The 17,821-nt window shown below is 70.4% G+C and carries 14 protein-coding genes; 4 read left to right on the forward strand and 10 right to left on the reverse strand.

What is annotated here, in order from left to right:
• Window positions 1-222 precede the first annotated feature (222 nt).
• Both OG858_RS09815 and OG858_RS09820 read right to left on the reverse strand, forming a co-directional pair.
• Entirely contained in the window at window positions 223-2,043 is a 1,821-nt protein-coding gene (locus OG858_RS09815; protein WP_179201394.1) for an FAD/NAD(P)-binding protein, read from the reverse strand.
• 411 nt (window positions 2,044-2,454) lie between these two features.
• Window positions 2,455-3,672: a DUF5685 family protein gene (locus tag OG858_RS09820; protein ID WP_319067115.1), complete on the reverse strand. Its 1,218-nt coding sequence runs from the start codon at window positions 3,670-3,672 to the stop codon at window positions 2,455-2,457.
• A 303-nt stretch (window positions 3,673-3,975) separates the two neighbouring features.
• Between OG858_RS09820 and OG858_RS09825 the strand changes: the two genes are divergently transcribed.
• Window positions 3,976-4,419 carry a cell division protein SepF gene (locus OG858_RS09825; protein WP_037702072.1) on the forward strand — a complete coding sequence of 148 codons (444 nt, stop codon included), beginning with the start codon at window positions 3,976-3,978 and terminating at the stop codon, window positions 4,417-4,419.
• A gap of 52 nt (window positions 4,420-4,471) precedes the next feature.
• On the opposite strand, the gene OG858_RS09830 is transcribed toward OG858_RS09825, so the two are convergent.
• Window positions 4,472-5,641, reverse strand: a complete 1,170-nt coding sequence (locus tag OG858_RS09830; RefSeq protein WP_319067114.1) for an acyl-CoA dehydrogenase family protein — start codon at window positions 5,639-5,641, stop codon at window positions 4,472-4,474.
• Window positions 5,642-5,764: 123 nt separating this feature from the next.
• Window positions 5,765-7,375 carry an MFS transporter gene (locus tag OG858_RS09835; protein ID WP_086752494.1) on the reverse strand — a complete coding sequence of 537 codons (1,611 nt, stop codon included), beginning with the start codon at window positions 7,373-7,375 and terminating at the stop codon, window positions 5,765-5,767.
• A gap of 325 nt (window positions 7,376-7,700) precedes the next feature.
• Here OG858_RS09835 and OG858_RS09840 point away from each other — a divergent pair, with 325 nt between their 5' ends.
• Both OG858_RS09840 and OG858_RS09845 read left to right on the forward strand, forming a co-directional pair.
• Window positions 7,701-8,894 carry a glycosyltransferase family 39 protein gene (locus tag OG858_RS09840; protein WP_327723782.1) on the forward strand — a complete coding sequence of 398 codons (1,194 nt, stop codon included), beginning with the start codon at window positions 7,701-7,703 and terminating at the stop codon, window positions 8,892-8,894.
• Between the two features lie 239 nt (window positions 8,895-9,133).
• Window positions 9,134-10,186, forward strand: coding sequence for a phosphatase PAP2 family protein (locus tag OG858_RS09845; protein ID WP_319067111.1), 1,053 nt, complete (start codon window positions 9,134-9,136; stop codon window positions 10,184-10,186).
• A 105-nt stretch (window positions 10,187-10,291) separates the two neighbouring features.
• Here OG858_RS09845 and OG858_RS09850 read toward each other — a convergent pair whose 3' ends face one another.
• The gene (locus tag OG858_RS09850; RefSeq protein ID WP_086746643.1) at window positions 10,292-10,507 is read right to left on the reverse strand and encodes an I78 family peptidase inhibitor; all 216 of its coding nucleotides are present in this window, start codon (window positions 10,505-10,507) and stop codon (window positions 10,292-10,294) included.
• A gap of 377 nt (window positions 10,508-10,884) precedes the next feature.
• Here OG858_RS09850 and ctaD point away from each other — a divergent pair, with 377 nt between their 5' ends.
• Entirely contained in the window at window positions 10,885-12,615 is a 1,731-nt protein-coding gene (gene ctaD, locus OG858_RS09855; protein ID WP_086746642.1) for an aa3-type cytochrome oxidase subunit I, read from the forward strand.
• Here ctaD and OG858_RS09860 read toward each other — a convergent pair.
• The 5 genes from OG858_RS09860 to OG858_RS09880 all read right to left on the reverse strand — a co-directional run bounded on the left by OG858_RS09860 (window position 12,524) and on the right by OG858_RS09880 (window position 17,798).
• Window positions 12,524-13,534, reverse strand: a complete 1,011-nt coding sequence (locus OG858_RS09860; protein WP_086746641.1) for a helix-turn-helix transcriptional regulator — start codon at window positions 13,532-13,534, stop codon at window positions 12,524-12,526. The genes ctaD and OG858_RS09860 overlap by 92 nt on opposite strands.
• Before the next feature lie 118 nt (window positions 13,535-13,652).
• On the reverse strand, window positions 13,653-14,489 hold the full coding sequence (locus OG858_RS09865) for a hypothetical protein (RefSeq protein WP_086746640.1): 837 nt from the start codon (window positions 14,487-14,489) through the stop codon (window positions 13,653-13,655).
• The gene (locus OG858_RS09870) at window positions 14,489-15,751 is read right to left on the reverse strand and encodes a glycosyltransferase family 4 protein (protein ID WP_319067110.1); all 1,263 of its coding nucleotides are present in this window, start codon (window positions 15,749-15,751) and stop codon (window positions 14,489-14,491) included. The genes OG858_RS09865 and OG858_RS09870 overlap by 1 nt, the downstream gene beginning before the upstream one ends.
• A 192-nt stretch (window positions 15,752-15,943) precedes the next feature.
• The gene (locus OG858_RS09875) at window positions 15,944-17,236 is read right to left on the reverse strand and encodes an ABC transporter substrate-binding protein (RefSeq protein ID WP_328544983.1); all 1,293 of its coding nucleotides are present in this window, start codon (window positions 17,234-17,236) and stop codon (window positions 15,944-15,946) included.
• On the reverse strand, window positions 17,211-17,798 hold the full coding sequence (locus OG858_RS09880) for a hypothetical protein (protein WP_256960791.1): 588 nt from the start codon (window positions 17,796-17,798) through the stop codon (window positions 17,211-17,213). The genes OG858_RS09875 and OG858_RS09880 overlap by 26 nt, the downstream gene beginning before the upstream one ends.
• Window positions 17,799-17,821 lie beyond the last annotated feature (23 nt).

The raw sequence follows: 17,821 nt of genomic DNA on the forward strand, positions 1-17,821 counted from the left end.
GCCGGCCACCGAAAGCCACACCTACCTCTCGGACGGGCCCTCCTCACCCAGCCGGCCCCCTCCCCGCGTCCGTCCTCCCAGCAGCACCGCCTCTCCCCGCACCACCGGCCCCTTCCACCACTCCACCCCACCACTCCGACCCTCCTCTCCGCCGCGACGGCGACCCACCACGACATCGCTGCCCGGCGGTCACCGACGCCGCGGCCTTCGTCGGTCCGCCTCTCACGCCGCCGCGCGGCACCCCAGGTCACGCAGGAACGCGAGTACGGCCCGAGCCGTCGCGTCGTTCTGCCGGAAGGCGGGGCCACCCGTACGCGGCCGGGTGAAAGCCCCCGGCGTACGGCTGTTCGTGTAGGGCCCGAGTGCGAAGCGCCGAGGGTGGGGGCGCCCGGACCGGTCCAACACCCGTCCGTCCGTGGGGTCGACGGCGACCAGCCCCTCCGCCGTCTCGACGACACCCCCGTCGTCGTACAGCTCGCGCAGCAGCCCGTCGCGAACACGCGCCACCGTCGGCTCCGGCAACCGCGCCTCGACCAGCGCCCTCGCCTCGACGGACCCCCCGGGCACGGTGACACCGGACGCCCGGAACACCCCGCCCTCGGCAGCCACTCGCATGTCCGCCCCGACGAACTTCAGGACACCGGCCCGCGACAGGGCGAGCATCTGCCGCAGCCGGGGACCGGGCGGACCGGAGGCGAGACAGCTGAAGAACCCGTGCCACCAGGACCCGACGTCGCCGAGCCGGATCAGCTGCCCGTAGACGGACAAAAGCCCGAAGAAAACCCCCAGGTCGGCGCTGAAGGCATTGTCGTGACGACGTGCCAGGTCGGCCTCGACATAGCCGCGCAGCCCGTCCTGGAACTCCGCGTGCGACCCGTACCGCACCCCCTCCAACGGGCGGTCCAGCGCGGTCAGGTCCAGCCGGTCGGCCACGTCCGGCACCGCTGACGCCACCAGCACCGCCCGCTCCCGCGCATCCGCCGCCGCGTACTTCTCCTCGAAGTCGGCCCAGGCCATGGCCGTCCGCTCGGGATGAGCCGTGAACAGCCGGTGGTAGTGCGCGAACCCCAGCTCCTTCTCCACCAGCGGCCACACATCACCCCGGAAGTCGAACCCGGCCGCGCGCCCCAGCAGTTCGTCGACCTCGGCCGGCCCGAAGAACCTCGGCAGCGGCGGCCGTTCCCCCTCCAGGTCGTACCCGATCTTCGAGTGGTACGGCACCCCGCGCCGCGAGCCGACATGCAGCACGGGCTCCCGCCCGGACGCGTGATACGTCAGCTCCCCGTCGGTGCCTCCCTCGTCCTGCTCGTACCGCCCGCCGCGGCCCTCCGTCAGCAGCACCATGAGGTCGACGAAGGCGAGCCCGAAGCCCCGTACGAGCACCGGTTCGCCGGGGGCCAGCCGCGACAGATCGCTGTCGGCGGTGAAGTCCGGCGGCATGTGGACGAGCCCATGGACGCGGGCGTACTCGGCCAATCGCTGCTGCTCGTCGTCGAGTTCGGCGTCCAGATGGCCGAGCGCGAGGACGACGAGGTCCGCGAGGAGCGGACGCGTGCGCCCCTCCAGCCACACCTGCTGACGCCCTTCGCCCGGTCCGCCGATCCGCAGCGCCCGCCGCGGGTGATGGTGAACCGTGACCCCCTCGGGCAGATCGGCCACGGCTCTCTCGTGCACCCAGCGCAGATACTCGCCCTGTATGCGCCGGTCCGGGAAGACCCGCCCGTCGAGCCCCGCCCACTCGTGCAGGGTGGGCCCCTCCCGTACGGGCCCGTCCATCCGCACCGTCTCGTCGGTGAACATGGTGACGTCCTCGGCCTGCGAGTTCATCCACAGCAGCGGCGACTGGTCCGCCCGCCAGATACGCCCGGCGCCCGGCGGATGAGGATCGACGAGATGGATGTCGAAGCCCGCCCCCGCGTACGGCTCACCGGCGTTGGCGGCGATCCGCTCGATCAGTCCGGTACCGCGCGGCCCGGCCCCGACGATCACCAGGGACGGCCGCGAGGGGAGAGTGGCGAAGTGAGAAGAAGAGGCAGACGGCATGCGAAAGGCTCCGTGATGTCCGAGTCGAACACGGTGCCTTCACACGGAGCGCGTCCATGGACATGGAGGCGGGCGACCGAGCCCCTCAGCAGCGGTCTGTGCCGAGAGTACGGCGGTCTTTCCCTTCGCTGTCAAGGTTGTCCGAACTGTGAGCGCTACGTCTCAAGCCGGTTGACGCGCAATCGGATGCCTGTTCCACTTGACCCCATGCATTCGCAGCAGTGGCTGGTCACCCGCTCCCACATCGACTTCGGTCGAGTGTGGTCCTCGTCCTGTTGAGCTGACCCGACCCCACTGCGCGCCCCGGTCTCCGAGGTTGCGCCGTTCGCGTTCTCTCCCTTGGCCTTCACACGCGCACCCCTCCCCTCGCGTTGCCCGTTCCTCATTCCTCGATCCGGCCCGGCTGCCGTCTCAACAGTCGCAACCGCAGCACTCGCACGACTCGCAGCAGTCACAGTCGCAGTCCCGGCAGCAGCCCTCGCGCTTCTTCCGGGACCAGGGGCCCTCGTACTCCTTCGCGCAGCACAACTGGCAGGTGCAGCACAGCAGCGTGAACATCCCGCACCCCGCCCAGAAACCCCGCCGCCTCGGTGGCTGCGGCGTCGGCACCCCGCCGAAGCCACCGCCCCCGCCGTATCCCCCGCCACCACTGCCGAACGGATTGCCACCGGTGTACGGAGCGCCGGCGCCACCCGCGTACGGATTCCCACCGTCCCCGGCATACGGACCGCCCGGCACCGGCGCCCCGCCCTGCTGATGCGCCGAACACACCGGCACCGCCCCGAACGCCCGGTCCACCGACCTGCGCAACTCGTGCACGAGCAGCAGATGGGCCAGCGCGCCGTCCACGAAGTCGGTCTCGCGCAGGGCGAGCCGGATGCCGTGCAGGGCGTCGTCGGCGAGCCGCCGGGCCTCGGCGAGGGAGGTACCCGTGGCGGTCAGCGGGTTCCACGCGCCTGCGGCGGCGTCGGCGGCCCGGTCCTCCACCGCGTCCAGCAGATGGGCGAGCCGTCCGAAAAGACGTCCGGCCTCGGCGAGCGGTTCGGCGTTGCCCGGCCGTCCGGCCAGGATCGCGGTGTGCGCGAAGGCCGCCGCCGTCGCCGTCTCGGTCGGCTCGGTGACCGTCAGCAGAGGGGTGCCCGGCCCGGCGAGCGCCTCGATGCCGATCTGCCGGTCCACGGCATCGACCAGCACCGCCGTGTCGAACCCGATGTCCGATCCCGTACGCGCCCCCGCGCGCCCCCAGTTCGTCGCGATCCGGCGCGCGGCGCGCGCCACCGGCTTGCGCGCGAGCACTCCGTCCCCATCAGCCACATGGTCACGCACCTTGGCCGAGGCGAGCACCAGCGAGACGGCGGCGGCGAGCCGCGCGCCCTCGCCCTGCGCGACGGAGGCGGTGCGCATCCCGCGCAGCGGACAGGGTCCGGCGGTGCGCCTCCAGTCGGTGGTGCGCTCGGCCTGAGCCTCCGTCAAAACGGAGACCAGCAGACCATCATAATTGGTGACGATCCGGGCGAACTGCCCGTGGTCCCCGCGCAGCGCGAGGCAGAGCCCGCACAGATGCGCCATCCATTGCGTCCGCAGCCCTTCGCCGAGCCGGTGGCTGCAGGGCCTCACTATTCCGAACACGACACTCCCCCGTGTCTCCCCGAGTCTCCGCCCGCTCGTCGGCGTGGCCGCATCGTAGCTGCCGGAACGTTCACCCGGACGGGCCTGGGCTCACCCAAACGCCACGAACAATATTATTTCACTCCCTGTCAGCAGGTGTGTACAGCGGAGCCCTTGGGGCACATGGACTCTCGACGAATTCGTTCTGCACCAGTACCGTCACGAAACCCCCGTGCGGCGTCTATCCACTTGGCGAGACCTCCGCATCATGGACGACGATAGGGATGCGGAAAGCACGAAAGACCGCTGCGAGAGGAGGCGTCCATGGGATCGGTGCGCAAGGCGAGTGCCTGGCTTGGCCTCGTCGACGACAACGATGACGAGCGTTACTACGACGACGACTACGCCGATGAGCGGGAGTCCGGCTCCGGCGAGGCCTGGGTCACCGACCCTCGCGTCAAGGTCGCGGCCGAGTCCGTGCAGGACCACGGCCGCCGGATCGGCACGGTCACGCCGGACAGCTTCCGTGACGCCCGGCACATCGGCGAGCTCTTCCGGGACGGCGTCCCGGTCATCATGAACCTCACGAACATGGAGCCCGGAGACGCCAAGCGTGTCGTCGACTTCGCGGCCGGCCTGATCTTCGGTCTGCGCGGCTCGATCGAGCGGGTGTCCAACCGCGTGTTCCTGCTGACCCCGGCCGACACGGAGATCGTCAGCGGCGAGGTCGTGAGCCGTCCGGTCGACGGTTTCTTCAACCAGAGCTGAGGCAGGGCCGCTCGCCGGCCCGTCCTTGCGGTGCGCGGTCGTACGACGCGGCTCACCGGAAGGCGTCAAGACCGGTGAGCGCCTTGCCCAGCACCAGTTGGTGCATTTCGACGGTGCCCTCGTAGGTGAGCACGGACTCCAGGTTCGTCGCGTGCCGCATCACCGGGTACTCGAGGGAGATTCCGTTCGCGCCGAGAATCGTGCGCGCGGTACGGCAGATCTCGATCGCCTCTCGTACGTTGTTCAGCTTGCCGAAACTGATCTGCTCGGGACGGAGCCGTCCCGCGTCCATCCGCCGCCCCAGATGGTGGGCGAGCAGAATCCCTTTGTGCAACTCGACCGCCATGTCGGCGAGTTTGGCCTGGGTGAGCTGAAATCCGCCGATCGGCTTCCCGAACTGCTCCCGCGTCCTTGCGTATTCGACGGCCGACTCGAAACACGCCCGTGCGGCACCCATCGAGCCCCACACGATTCCGTAGCGGGCATGCGAGAGACAACTCAGCGGCCCTTTCAGCCCCTTGACCTCCGGCAGTACGGCGTTTTCGGGCAACCGCACGTCGTCCAGGACGAGTTCACTGGTGACGGAGGCGCGCAGGGACCACTTGTGCTTGATCTCCGGCGCGGAGAACCCGGCGGTGTCCGTGGGCACGACGAACCCCCGGACGCCCTCCTCGGTCTGCGCCCACACCACGGCGACCCCGGCGACTGACCCGTTCGTGATCCACATCTTCCGCCCGTTCAGGACCCAGTCACCGCCGTCCCGCTTGGCGTACGTACGCATGGACGCCGGGTCGGAGCCGTGGTCGGGCTCGGTGAGCCCGAAGCACCCGATGACCTCACCGGAGGCCATGCGCGGCAGCCACGCCTGCTTCTGCTCCTCGCTCCCGAACCGGTGGATCGCGTACATGGCGAGCGACCCCTGCACGGACACCAGCGACCGGATCCCCGAGTCCGCGGCCTCCAGCTCCAGACAGGCGAGCCCGTACTGCACCGCACTGGCCCCCGCGCAGCCGTACCCCTGGAGCGACATCCCCAGTGCCCCGATCGCCCCCAGTTCCCGGGCCAACTCCCTGACCCCGGGGAGCTCCCCCTGCTCGTACCACTCGGCGACATGTGGCAACACACGATCCGCCGCCCAACTCCGCACGGTGTCCCGTACGGCGAGATCCTCGGGGTCGAGCAGCTCGTCGAGACCGAGAAAATCGGTGGGGTCGAAGCTCATGGGGGGTACCTCCGGCTCATAAAACTAGCGACGCTAATCACCGTACCCACCGTGCGCACCCTCCAAGGCCGATTGCGCGGTTCCCCCGCGCCCTGTGAGGGCCCTCTGGCCGCCCCACACGGCTCAGCGCACCGACTCCGCACGCACGGGGGTCGGCGCCTTGGCCCCCCGCGGCCCCGGCACCTCCGCGGAAGCCCCGCACTCCATCCCCCGAGGCAGTCGCAGGGCCATCACCGCGCCCAGCACGAGCAGCGCCGCACTCACCAGCAGCGTCACATGCAGCCCGTGGACGAACGAGTCCCGGGCGGCGTGCCGCAGCGCCTCCCCCGAGGGCCCGCCCAACCGGTCGGCGACCTCGTACGCCTCGCCGAGCGAGTGCCCTGCGGCAGCGGAGGCCGAGCCGGGAACCCCCGGCACGGACGACAGCCCCGGCGCGTACGCCGCGTTCATCACACTCCCGAGGAGCGCGATCCCGATACCGGCGCCCAGCTGGTACGACGTCTCACCGATCGCCGCCGCCCCGCCCGCCGAGGACGCCGGCGCCTCGCTCAGCATCGACTCGTACGCGCCGAAGAGAGTCGTCTCCAGGCCGAAGCCCAGCAGGACGAACCCGGCGAGCAGCAGCCCCGCGTTGTCGTGGCGCCCCATGGCCGTCAGCAGGACGACCGCGAAGGCGGTGAGGCAGAAGCCGAGGCAGACCATGCGGCGTGGCCCGAAGCGGTGCAGCAGGTGGGAGCCGACGAGCCCGGCCGCCATGGCGGCGATGGTCAGCGGCAGCAGTCGCAGCCCCGTCTGCAGGGGGGACAGCCCGAGGACCAGCTGCAGATACTGCGCGGCGATCAGCTCCAGCCCCACCAGCGCGAGCATCGCGAGGACGATGCAGCCGACGGACGTGCTGAACGCGGGGCGCGCGAACATCCGCAGGTCGACCAGTGGATGCGTCCTGCGCCGCTGCCGTCGTACGAACGCGATCAGCAGCCCTGCGCCGACGGCGAGCGCGAGCGCGGTGCCCGGGTCGAACGGCGGGTGTCCGCCGCCGAGCCGCTTCACGGCGAAGACGACGCCGAAGAGGCCGACAGCCGCCATCAGGGCGCCGACCACGTCCCAGGGGCCGTCGCGGTCGCCCGTCGACTCGGGCAGCAGCAGCCGTCCGATCGGCAGACCGACGAGCATCAGCGGGATGTTGACCAGGAAGACCGAGCCCCACCAGAAGTGCTCCAGCAGGAACCCGCCGAGCAGCGGTCCGACGGCCGCGCCCACCGCCGCTACCGCGCTCCAGATGCCGATGGCGAGCGCCCGCTCCCTCCGGTCGGGGAAGACCTGGCGCAGGATCGACAGCGTCGCGGGCATGATCATCGCGCCGCCGACACCGAGCAGGGCGCGGGCCGCGATCAGGATCTGCGGGTTGTCCGCGCAGGCCGCGAGGCCGGAGGCGACACCGAAGAGGGCGTATCCGAGAAGGAGGATCCTTCTGCGGCCGACCCGGTCGCCGAGGGTGCCGAAGAGGATCAGCAGCGAGGCGCAGACCAGCGGGTAGACGTCGACGATCCAGAGCAGCTCCATGCCACTCGGCTTGATGTCCTCGGTGACCGCGGGAACCGCCACGTGCAGCACGGTGGCGTCGACGGCGACGAGCAGCAGGCTGACGCACAGGACGACGAGGACGACCCAGCGGTTGGCACCGGCCCAGGCCTCCCGGCGGCGTCGCACAGCGGCCGTGGGCGTCCCGGACATGTACCTACCTCCCAGATGCTCTCGCGTTCGGCGGTACCAACGGGGTGGGGACTCCCCGGCGGCCACGGCCCGGGAGGAGCGGCGTCCCGGACCCGCGCAACGAAAGGCGAGCGAGCCGACAGCGTACGCGAGTCCCGGCCGGTGAAAAGTGGCGGGTGTCTCATGGAAGCTTCATGTGACGTGTGGCATACACCACGCCCCGGGCCGTCCACCGGTCCTCCATGACTCCTTCATCACTCGTCCGTGGTTCGCCGGTCACCGTCCATCACGGACCACCACGTGACCGCGTCCCGGCCGGTTCCCGACTCCGCCGATAATCGAGCGCGTGACCGATCTTGCTACGCGCCCGGCGCCGCCTCTCCCGAGACGGGCCGCCCCCGCACTCCTCGGGTACGCCGCCGTGCGCGCCCTGGGCCTCGTCGCCCTGGCCGTGTGGAGCGCGGCGCGCGACAAGAGCGCCCTGACGCTGCTGTCGGCCCGCTGGGACTCGCTCTGGTACACCCGCGTCGCCGAACTCGGTTACGGCTACGAGGTGCGCCTGCCGAACGGCGACATCCACTCGAACCTGGCCTTCTTCCCACTGCTCCCCTGGCTGGAGCGGGCGGTGTCGGCGGTGACCCCGCTGCCGTACGCCCACGCCGGTCTCGTCGTCGGCACGCTCGCCTCCTTCGCCGCGGCCTGGGGGATCTTCGCGGTCGCCGACCACGTGTACGGGCGTCGGGTCGGCGTGTGCGCGGTGCTGCTGTGGGCCGTGCTGCCGGTCGGGATCGTGCAGTCGATGGCGTACACGGAGTCGCTGTTCACCGCGTTGGCGGCCTGGTCGCTGTACGCCGTCCTGACCGGCCGCTGGGTGACGGCGGGCGCCCTGGCCGCCCTGGCCGGCCTGACCCGCCCCGTGGGGCTCGCGGTGGTCGCGGCGCTCTGGGCGGCGGCGATCGCGTCGTACCTGCGGGAACGGCGACACGCACCCGCTCCCGCGTCGGTACGGAACCGGAGTGCGGAGGCATCGAACGGCGCCCACCTCTGGCCGCGCGCCCTAGGGATGCTCCTCGCACCTCTGGGTGCCGCCGGTTACGTCCTGTGGGTCGGCCACCGCACGGGCAAGGGCCCGCTCGGATATCTCGACGTCCAGGCGGGCTGGCGCAACGGCTTCGACGGCGGCTACGCCTTCGCGCGTTTCGTCGCCGACAAGTTCACGTCGTTCCCGTCGGCCCTGGCGGGTGTCGGCCTGATCATCGGAGTGGCGTTGGTCATCTGGCTGTACGTGGTGTGCGTACGGCAGGGGCAGCCGCTGCCGTTGCTGGTCTACGCGGGGGTCGTCACCGCGCTGGCACTGTGCGCGTCGAGCTACTTCGGTTCGAAGCCCCGGCTGCTGATGCCCGCCTTCCCGCTGCTGCTGCCCCTCGCCCGGGCCCTCGCCGGAGCGCGTACACCCAGGTCAGCGACGATTGTCGGCGCGGTCGGGGTGGCGTCGGCGGTCTACGGGGCGTTCTGGCTGAATGGCTCGGGTCCGCCCTGACCGGCCCGCGACGGGCAGCGAGCGAACGGGTAATTCCGCGCAAGCATTCGGTGAACGAATTCAAAAGGGCCGCAAAACGACTGCTCAGCATTAGGCCATGGAATTGAAGGTCGAGTGGCGCAACGATTCGTCATTCAGCAGAAATAAACATCAATATGAGAGCAATCCCACATCACGGCGTCATCACAAAGCCGGTGATTCACGCCGCGCCGGAGCTCACTCGCTGTAACGTCGATTGGGTGCGTACCGAACTAAAGCCGACCCGTCTGGACCGGGTCTTCTCCAGGCTGGACCGTGAGCCGGAACGACCGGCCCACATCGATGTGCCGGTCATGACCCGGCACCGGGTGGTGCTCCTCGGCTCCACCCTGGCCTTCTACGTGGCCATCGTGTGGGCCGTCGTGATCACCTCGTGGCTGGTCCGGCTCGACTGGCAGATCATGTTCTTCCGGCCGTACCAGCAGTGGCAGCAGATCCACGCCTTCCTGGACTACTACGTCGTCCTGGGCCAGCGCGGCCCCACCGCCGTGATGGTCGCCGCGTGGCTGGGCTGGCGCTCCTGGAGACAGCACACCCTGCGCCCGATGCTCGCCCTCGGCGTCTCGCTGCTCCTGCTGAACATCACGGTCGGCGCCGCCAAGATCGGCATGGGGCGGCTCGGCCCGCACTACGCCACCGAGATCGGCGCCAACGAGATGTGGCTGGGCGGCGACATATTTCCTTCGGGACACACCGCCAACGCCGTGGTGACCTGGGGCATCCTGGCCTATCTGGCGTCGACGCCGAGAGCCAGACGCTGGCTGTCCGCACTGTCCGCCGTGATCTCGCTCGGCGTCGGTCTCACCACGGTCTACCTCGGTACGCACTGGTTGAGCGACGTCCTGCTGGGCTGGGCCGCCGGTCTGCTGATCATGCTGGCCCTGCCCTGGTTCGAGCCGCTGATCGCCCGCGCCGAGGCCTGGCTCTTCTCGCTGCGGGACACCTGGCGCGACCGCCGTACGGCGCCGGTGGCGGCACCCGCGCCGACACCCGTGCCGGCACCGGTGGCGGCGCCCACCGCGGTGGGCACGGCCTCGCTGCGGGGGCCCGGCGAGGAGCCCGCGACCGTCCGGGAGACCGGCATCGCGGCCCGCGCCGCACACTCCCCGATCGTGCCGCTGCATCTGTCCCCCGGACCTCATCTGACCAGGTCGGAGAGGGCCCCGGTCACCCCGACCGGCCCCCGGCGACCGCCTCACGCGGACCGGGTCGCGCACAACGCGACCTCGGCCCGGCCGGTCGCGGGAGGCTGACACGAGACAGCGGGGCCGGTACGCACCACCCATGCCCCGCACGGTGAAGGCCCGGCTCTCCGAGAGCCGGGCCTTCACCCGTCCTGGACCTGACGACGCCTGCTCTCAGCCCTTCCAGGCGCGCCTCACCCGGCCGTCCTCGACCTCGAGGTTGAGCCGGCCGAAGCGGTACTCCATGGTGATGATCGCGCCCGGCGGCAGCTTTCTGACAGTGGACCAGCCGCGTTCCGCGGCTCGGCGCTCGGCGTTCGGCGCCTCCAGTCCGACGTACGCGTCGGGGTCGTCCCGGGGCTCTTCGGGCGGGGTGGGGATGGGTGCCATGACCGCCACGGTAGGCGGCCGGAGGCCCGCTGTCCTCCCGCAGTCACGCTTCTGTCACAGAACCACGACACGCGTTTCGGCCCAACTCAGTCACACGTACGAGCGGTTCCTTACGCCTTCCGCGTGCTGCCGAACGTAATTCCCGCCCACTTCGGCACCATCGCGAATAGCCCGTCGGAAAGCATGTCCGGGACGCGGTGTGTCCGGTGCATGTCCAGCCTTTTCCCACTGATTCCCGGACGGCTCCCGAAGCCCCCACCTCATGGGAAATACACGGTTCCCGCACACTTTCCCCGTACGCCCCTGTCGGGGCGACCGGGGCGCGAGCATCATGGCGTGCGGCACGGGCCCAGGACGCGGCAGCGAAGGGGCGAGCGATGGGGACCGAGACCGTACAGGAGCCGGCACGACCCGTACGGACCAGGCAGCCGGGCCGGATCATGGTCGACTGGCTGACCACGACGGACCACAAGAAGATCGGCCACCTCTACCTGGTCACGTCGTTCCTGTTCTTCCTGGCGGCCGGTCTGATGGCGCTGGTGATGCGCGCCGAACTGGCCCGGCCGGGCACACAGATCGTGGACCACGAGCAGTTCAACCAGCTGTTCACGCTGCACGGCACGATCATGCTGCTGCTCTTCGCGACGCCGACCTTCGCCGGGTTCGCCAACGAGATCATGCCGTTGCAGATCGGCGCGCCCGATGTCGCCTTCCCCCGGCTGAACATGCTGTCGTACTGGCTGTTCCTGTTCGGCGGGCTGATCGTGATGGGCTCGCTGCTGGTGCCGTCGGGGCCCGCCGACTTCGGCTGGTTCGCCTACGCGCCGCTGAACAGTCTGGAGCGGTCGCCGGGGATCGGGGCCGACATGTGGATCATGGGGCTGGCGCTCTCCGGCTTCGGGACGATCCTCGGCGCGGTGAACTTCCTGACCACGATCATCGGGATGCGCGCCCCCGGCATGACGATGTTCCGGATGCCGATCTTCACCTGGAACACGCTGTTCACGTCGATCCTGATCCTGATGGCGTTCCCGGTGCTCGCCGCGGCGCTCCTGGTCCTGGAGGCGGACCGGCGGTTCGGCTCGCAGGTGTTCGACGCGGCCAACGGCGGGGCGCTGCTGTGGCAGCACCTGTTCTGGTTCTTCGGGCACCCCGAGGTCTACATCATCGCCCTCCCCTTCTTCGGGATCATCACGGAGATCATCCCGGTCTTCAGCCGCAAGCCGATCTTCGGCTATCTGACGCTGGTCGGGGCGACCATGGCGATCACCGGACTGTCGGTGGTGGTGTGGGCGCACCACATGTTCGCCACGGGCGCGGTGCTGCTGCCGTTCTTCTCGTTCATGAGCTTCCTGATCGCCGTGCCGACGGGGGTGAAGTTCTTCAACTGGACGGGGACGATGCTGAAGGGCTCGCTGTCGTTCGAGACGCCGATGCTGTGGGCGACCGGTTTCCTGGTGTCGTTCCTGTTCGGCGGTCTGACGGGGGTGATCCTGGCGTCGCCGCCGATGGACTTCCACGTCACGGACTCGTACTTCGTGGTCGCGCACTTCCACTACGTCGTCTTCGGCACGGTCGTCTTCGCCACCTTCGCGGGGTTCTACTTCTGGTGGCCGAAGTTCACCGGGAAGATGCTCGACGAGCGGCTCGGCAAGATCCAGTTCTGGACGCTCTTCGTGGGCTTCCACACCACGTTCCTGGTGCAGCACTGGCTGGGCGCCGAGGGCATGCCCCGGCGGTACGCGGACTATCTGGCCGCCGACGGCTTCACGGCCCTCAACACGCTCTCGACGATCGGCTCGTTCCTGCTGGGCATGTCCACGCTCCCGTTCCTCTACAACGTCTGGAAGACGTCCCGGTACGGCGTGCGGGTCGACGTCGACGACCCGTGGGGCTACGGCCGGTCGCTGGAGTGGGCGACCTCGTGTCCGCCACCGCGCCACAACTTCGTGACGCTGCCCCCGGTCCGCTCCGAGGCCCCGGCGTTCGACCTGCACCATCCGAGGTTCGCGGCGATCACACCGCCCCAGACCCGGAAGGGCCAGGAGAGGACGCCGCATCCCCGCTTCGGTCAAGAGCGGCCGACAGACGGTCCCGAAGGGTCCTGATCGCCCCGGTCAGCTCCGCCGGTTCGACGACCTCGAAGTCGACGCCGGTCATCATCACGTGAATGGCCATCACATCGAGGCTCGCGGCCCCGGTGCGCAGCAGACAGCTGTGCTCGTCGTGGGCCTCCAGGGTGCCCGCCGAGGGCGAGATCCGTTCGGCGGCCTCGTGCAGGGGCACCAGCAGCCGTACGACGGCGTGCGAGGCGTACACGCGTGTGGAGACGCCCTGGGAGACGTACGCGGCGAGATCCTCGGCCGGTGGCTCGCGGGGGACGAAGCGCGGGCCGTGCGGCGGCCTGGGCGTGACCCGGTCCACGCGGAAGGTGCGCCAGTCGGCGCGGTCGACGTCCCAGGCGACCAGGTACCAGCGGCGTTCGGTGCACACCAGGCGGTGCGGCTCGACGGTACGGCGGGTGGCGGTGCCGCCGTGGTCACGGTAGTCGAAGCGCAGCCGCTCGGCGTCCCGGCAGGCGTTCGCGAGCTCGGTGAGCACCGCCGGGTCGACCGCGGAGAGCTGGGGGCCGCGCAGCAGCGGCACGGTGAAGGCGTTCAGGGCGCCCACCCGGCGGCGCAGCCGGTTCGGCAGTACCTGTTCGAGCTTGGCGAGGGCGCGTACGGAGGACTCGCCGATGCCGTCGATGCCCTGCCCGGCGGCCGAGCGCAGCCCGACGGCCACCGCGACCGCCTCCTCGTCGTCGAGGAGCAGCGGCGGCAGCTCGGCCCCGGCGCCGAGCTGGTAGCCGCCGCCCGTGCCGGGGCTGGCGTTGACGGGATAGCCCAGCTCACGCAGCCGGTCCACGTCACGGCGGACCGTGCGCGCGGTGACGCCGAGCCGGTCGGCCAGGTCCGCGCCGGACCATTCGCGGTGGGCCTGCAGCAGCGAGAGCAGTCGTAGCAGCCGTGCGGATGTCTCCAACATGGGGCGAGTGTGTCAGCGGTCGCGGACAGCTTGTGTCCTCGACCGCCGACGTCGGCTCGGCTCGGCAGCTCCGCTCGGCTCGGTGGCTCCGCCAGATCGGCCAGATCGGGCAGATCGGTCAACTCACGGCGACGACCGTGACGGACAGGTCGTTGTGGGCCGTGTAGTACGGCTCACCCTCCACCGGGCCCTGCTCGGTCTCGGCGCGGATCCTGGGATAGACGAAGACCGGGTGCTTGTCGACGATGTCGTCGAGCAGCCGCGCGATCCGCACCCGCGGACCACTCTCTCCCTGGGGGCGCAGCCACAGGTCCCAGTGACCGGGCCGCAGGTCGCCGTAGGCGACGGTGAAGCGGAGGCCGCCCCGGTCGTCGTCCGAGGCGAGATCGGTCCGTACGGCGGGTAGCACCCCGTTCTGGTCGGTGAACTCGGCGTACGCGTCGGGCGTGGGCCCGGCGCCGTACAGCTGAACGCTCACCTCGAGCCGGCCGTCGCCGAGGTGGAGTTCGCCTGCCTCGGCGTGAGGGGAGCGCTCCCAACTACGGATGGTGAGGTTGCCGTGCTTGGTGCCGTACGGGATGCGGACGGCGATCCGGCCGGCGGAGGGGGTGGGGGCGCGGTCGACGAGGGAGCGCAGGTCGTTGACGCCGGGTGACAGGCGTCGCGGCTCGTCGTCGGCCACCTGGAGGTAGACGTCCCAGTAGCCTTCGGGGACGTCCACGCTGCTCGGCAGCGCGGCCCTCAGACGGCCTTTGCCGGCCGGGGTGAGCGGCAGTCGCACCCGCTGGTCACCGCTGCGGAGGACCAGGACCAGGTGGGCGGGGCCGGACTCGCCGCGGTCGGCGACCTCGAAAGTCAGTCCACCGGCGAAGTCGGCGACGCAGTCGGCGCGCGGGGGCGTAACCCTGTCCTCCTGGTCGTCGCGGTGCGTGGGCTGCTGCGGAGCCAGCGTCATCATGCGGTGCGCCCCTTCTTGATGGCGGAACGTCCGGCATCCCGAACGGCATACGCTCCACCGAGCAGAACACCACGGGTGCGGTGCAGTGAGCCGCGTATCCGACCCACCGACGAGCCTGGGCCACGGGCGGCGAGGTCGCCGAAGAGCGTCTCGTAGCGCTCGGCGATGCGGGTCGGGTCGAAGCGCTCGGAGTCCTGGAGCGCGGCGTGGGCCATCCGCTGCCGCTTGTCGTCGTCGTTGATGAGCTCCAGCAGACCGTCGGCGATGGCCTCGACGTTGCCCACCTTGACCAGGCGGCCGTCGACGCCGTCGTCGATGATCTCGCCGGGGCCGTGCGGGCAGTTGGTGGAGACCACCGGCAGACCGCAGCGCATGGCCTCGACGATCGTCATGCCGAACGACTCCAGGCTGGAGGTGACGGCCGCGATGGAGCCCTTGGCCCACTCGGGCTCGATGGGGTTGGCGGGGCCCATCAGATACACGTGGTTGTAGAGGCCCAACTTGTCGACGAGGGCGCGGAGTTTGTCCTTCTGCTTGCCGCCGCCGTAGATCCGCAGACGCCAGTCGGGCCGCTCTTCGCGCACCTTGTCGAAAGCCTTGATGAGCAGGTCGTAGCGCTTCACGGGCGCGAGCCGCCCGGCGGCGACGACCCACTTGCCGGAGCCGTCGGCCGGGTCGATGCCCGGCTCGGGCACCGGGTTGGGCACCGCCTGCAGGCGGACGCCGGGCAGCCGCATCTTCGAGCCGTACGCGCGCGCGTCGGCCTCGGTGGTCGTGGTGAGCGCGTCGAGCCTCGGGTAGACGCCGCGAAGGGTGGCGCGCAGGGCCGGGGAGTGACTGTCCAGCGTGAGGTGCTCCTGGCCGACGCGGACCGGGCCGCGGCGGGTCTGCCGGGCCATGTGCACGTTCAGTCCGGGGCGGGTGCCGACCAGGACGTCGGCGTCGACCGAGGAGAGGTGCTCGGAGATACGCCGGTCGGTCATGGCGCTGTACTGGGCGTAGCGGCCCTCGGCGCGCGGGAAGACCCTGGCGGGGCGCTCCAGGTCGGCGTGGCCCTTGTCGGCGCCGCCCTCCCTGATGTCGACGAGGCCCCGCAGCCGGACCCTCGGGTCGACGTCGAACACCGGCTCGTCACGGTGGCGGAAGACGGAGACGATCTCCACGTCGTGCTGTTCGGCAAGGGTGTTCGCCAGGTTGTACGTCGTGCGGATCGTTCCCCCGATGCCGTACGCGTTGTGTATGAGGAAAGAAATGTGCATGCGTCCCCCGAGCCCCCTGATTTCCCTGGTCATCCGTTGATTTCGCTGGTCATCCGTCAATGGCGGTGCTGGTCCACCGCCGCACCGTTAGACCCGGCATCCCTGGGAATGGTTGGACAGCATCATCAACTTGTTTTGGAACGGTTGCCCGATCGATAGGCGAAAGAGGGAACTTGTTCGCTTCGAAACGCATCAGGGCCGGTAAGGAAGCTGTGGAACGTCGAAACAGGTGTCGTTCATGTCCCCCTGGCCCACCCACCCCTTACCGTCCTGCCAGCGGGCCACCGACACACACGTCCGGCGTGTCCTCGGGGGCTCGGTGAGCCGCTCGAAGCGGACGGGCACGAGCAGTCCGTCGGCGCTGTAGGGCTCGTCGCGGTTCATGAACCGGTCGACACACGCGCGCGTCACACCTTCCTCGTCCCCCGCGCACGAGCGCGCCGCGTCCGTGAACCACATGGCGGCCGCCCAGCCCTCCAACTGCCACTGGGAGTGCGTCTTCAGACGTTTCGTCGCGTCCCGGAACTCCCGTACGGCCTCGTCGGCGTCGTCCGCGTGGTTGCGGCTGGAGCCGGTGGCCCACAGGGCGTTGCGACAGCGCGGGGCGTCCTTGTAGTCCTCGGCGACCGTGGAGGTCCAGTTCTGCACATTGGTGACCTTGGCGGTGAGTTCGACGCCCGCCTCGTCCATCGCCTCGCAGAGCCGGGCGTTGCCGTGGCCGTCGATGGCGTCGAAGACCAGGTCGACGCCCTGTTCCTTGATGTCGGCGGCGGCCGCGCGGAAGTTGGGCAGCGCGAAGTCGACCTGCTCGGTGACCACTTCGTACCCCTCGGCCTTCAGCCCCTGCACGACCAGGCGCGCGTACGCGGCCGACGCGGACTGGTTGTACGAGACCACGGCGGCGGTACGGGCGCCGTGCGCACGCTTGAAGTAGCGGTAGACCTCGGTGCCGCCGTACTGCCTGCCGTCCCAGCCGGTCGTGCCGCTGCGGGGCGCGAGGCTGCCGTAGACGCTGTACAGGTACGGGTACGTGTCGTACGCCGGGCCGATGGGCTGGCCGCCGATGTCGGGCACGCGCGCGCGTGCGACACGGGAGGCGCCCGCGTAGTCGAGGGCGGTGGTGGCGACGAGCGCCACCACCTCGTCCTCCTCCACTAGTCGGTGCACGCACTCGTTGTTGCCCACGCCGCTGCCGCCGTCGTCGCACTCCCGCACCTCGACGCGGCGGCCGTCGATGCCCCCGCGCGCGTTGAGCGCGGCGAAGTAGGCCTTCGCCCCGTCGCGCGGCCCGGTGAAAGCGGTACCGCCGACGGGGCTGGTGACGCTGGTGATGATCCCGACGCGCAACGGCTCGGCACTCGCCGGTGCCGTGGTGGCCCCCCGTCCCTCGAAGTCGCTCTCCGGAAGCCGGCTCCCGCAGGCCGTCGCCAGCAGGAGCAGCAGGCCTGCGGCAGCCGTCTCAGCAGCCCGGGCCCGGTGTCGCATTGCCGCTCAGCGCGACCAGTCCGCACAGCGTCTTGACGGAGACCTTCCAGGTGCCGTCCTGTTCGACGGCCGTGCCCGCCGCGTCCGGCAGAGCCGTGGCGCCCTCCAGGAGCAGGGTGTACGTCACGTCGGCGTCGGTGGCCGAGGTGAACACGACCTTCTGGACCTCGGCCTCCACCTGTCCGCCGCGTTCGTCACCGCTGAACGCGGCGAGGACCGGGCCCATCTCGTCGCCGTTCTCCAGCACGGCCTGTTTCTCCTTGGTGGAGGTGGCCGGGTCGAAGAACGTCTTCCAGTTCTTCTCGATCTGCTTCTCGGCCGCCTCCGTGTCCGCGGGACCGCTCGCGCTCACGGTCGCTTCGGCGGGTTCGCTGGTCGTCCGTTCCACGGACGGCGTGGGCGGCGCCGTGTCGCCGCCGCCACCGCTGTCGTCACTGCACGCCGCGAGGGCCGGGGCGAGGAGGAGGACGAGGGCGGCCGCCAGGGCCGTACCCCGTCCCGCCGCCCGTGGGCCGCGGCCCCGCCGTCCGTTCGCCCGCCTGAGGTCGCTCCCGAGAACCATCTGGCTCACCACCGGGTGTCGGT

The sequence above is a fragment of the Streptomyces europaeiscabiei genome (assembly GCF_036346855.1).
Classification (GTDB): domain Bacteria; phylum Actinomycetota; class Actinomycetes; order Streptomycetales; family Streptomycetaceae; genus Streptomyces; species Streptomyces europaeiscabiei.

What these genes read in the sequence shown, in the direction of transcription:
- OG858_RS09830 (WP_319067114.1), bottom strand. Translation starts at nt 5,641, where the DNA reads ATGAGCTTCGACCCCACCGATTTTCTCGGTCTCGACGAGCTGCTCGAC.
- OG858_RS09815 (WP_179201394.1), bottom strand. Translation starts at nt 2,043, where the DNA reads ATGCCGTCTGCCTCTTCTTCTCACTTCGCCACTCTCCCCTCGCGGCCG.
- OG858_RS09880 (WP_256960791.1), bottom strand. Translation starts at nt 17,798, where the DNA reads ATGGTTCTCGGGAGCGACCTCAGGCGGGCGAACGGACGGCGGGGCCGC.
- OG858_RS09825 (WP_037702072.1), top strand. Translation starts at nt 3,976, where the DNA reads ATGGGATCGGTGCGCAAGGCGAGTGCCTGGCTTGGCCTCGTCGACGAC.
- ctaD (WP_086746642.1), top strand. Translation starts at nt 10,885, where the DNA reads ATGGGGACCGAGACCGTACAGGAGCCGGCACGACCCGTACGGACCAGG.
- OG858_RS09860 (WP_086746641.1), bottom strand. Translation starts at nt 13,534, where the DNA reads ATGTTGGAGACATCCGCACGGCTGCTACGACTGCTCTCGCTGCTGCAG.
- OG858_RS09850 (WP_086746643.1), bottom strand. Translation starts at nt 10,507, where the DNA reads ATGGCACCCATCCCCACCCCGCCCGAAGAGCCCCGGGACGACCCCGAC.
- OG858_RS09875 (WP_328544983.1), bottom strand. Translation starts at nt 17,236, where the DNA reads ATGCGACACCGGGCCCGGGCTGCTGAGACGGCTGCCGCAGGCCTGCTG.
- OG858_RS09835 (WP_086752494.1), bottom strand. Translation starts at nt 7,375, where the DNA reads ATGTCCGGGACGCCCACGGCCGCTGTGCGACGCCGCCGGGAGGCCTGG.
- OG858_RS09865 (WP_086746640.1), bottom strand. Translation starts at nt 14,489, where the DNA reads ATGACGCTGGCTCCGCAGCAGCCCACGCACCGCGACGACCAGGAGGAC.
- OG858_RS09870 (WP_319067110.1), bottom strand. Translation starts at nt 15,751, where the DNA reads ATGCACATTTCTTTCCTCATACACAACGCGTACGGCATCGGGGGAACG.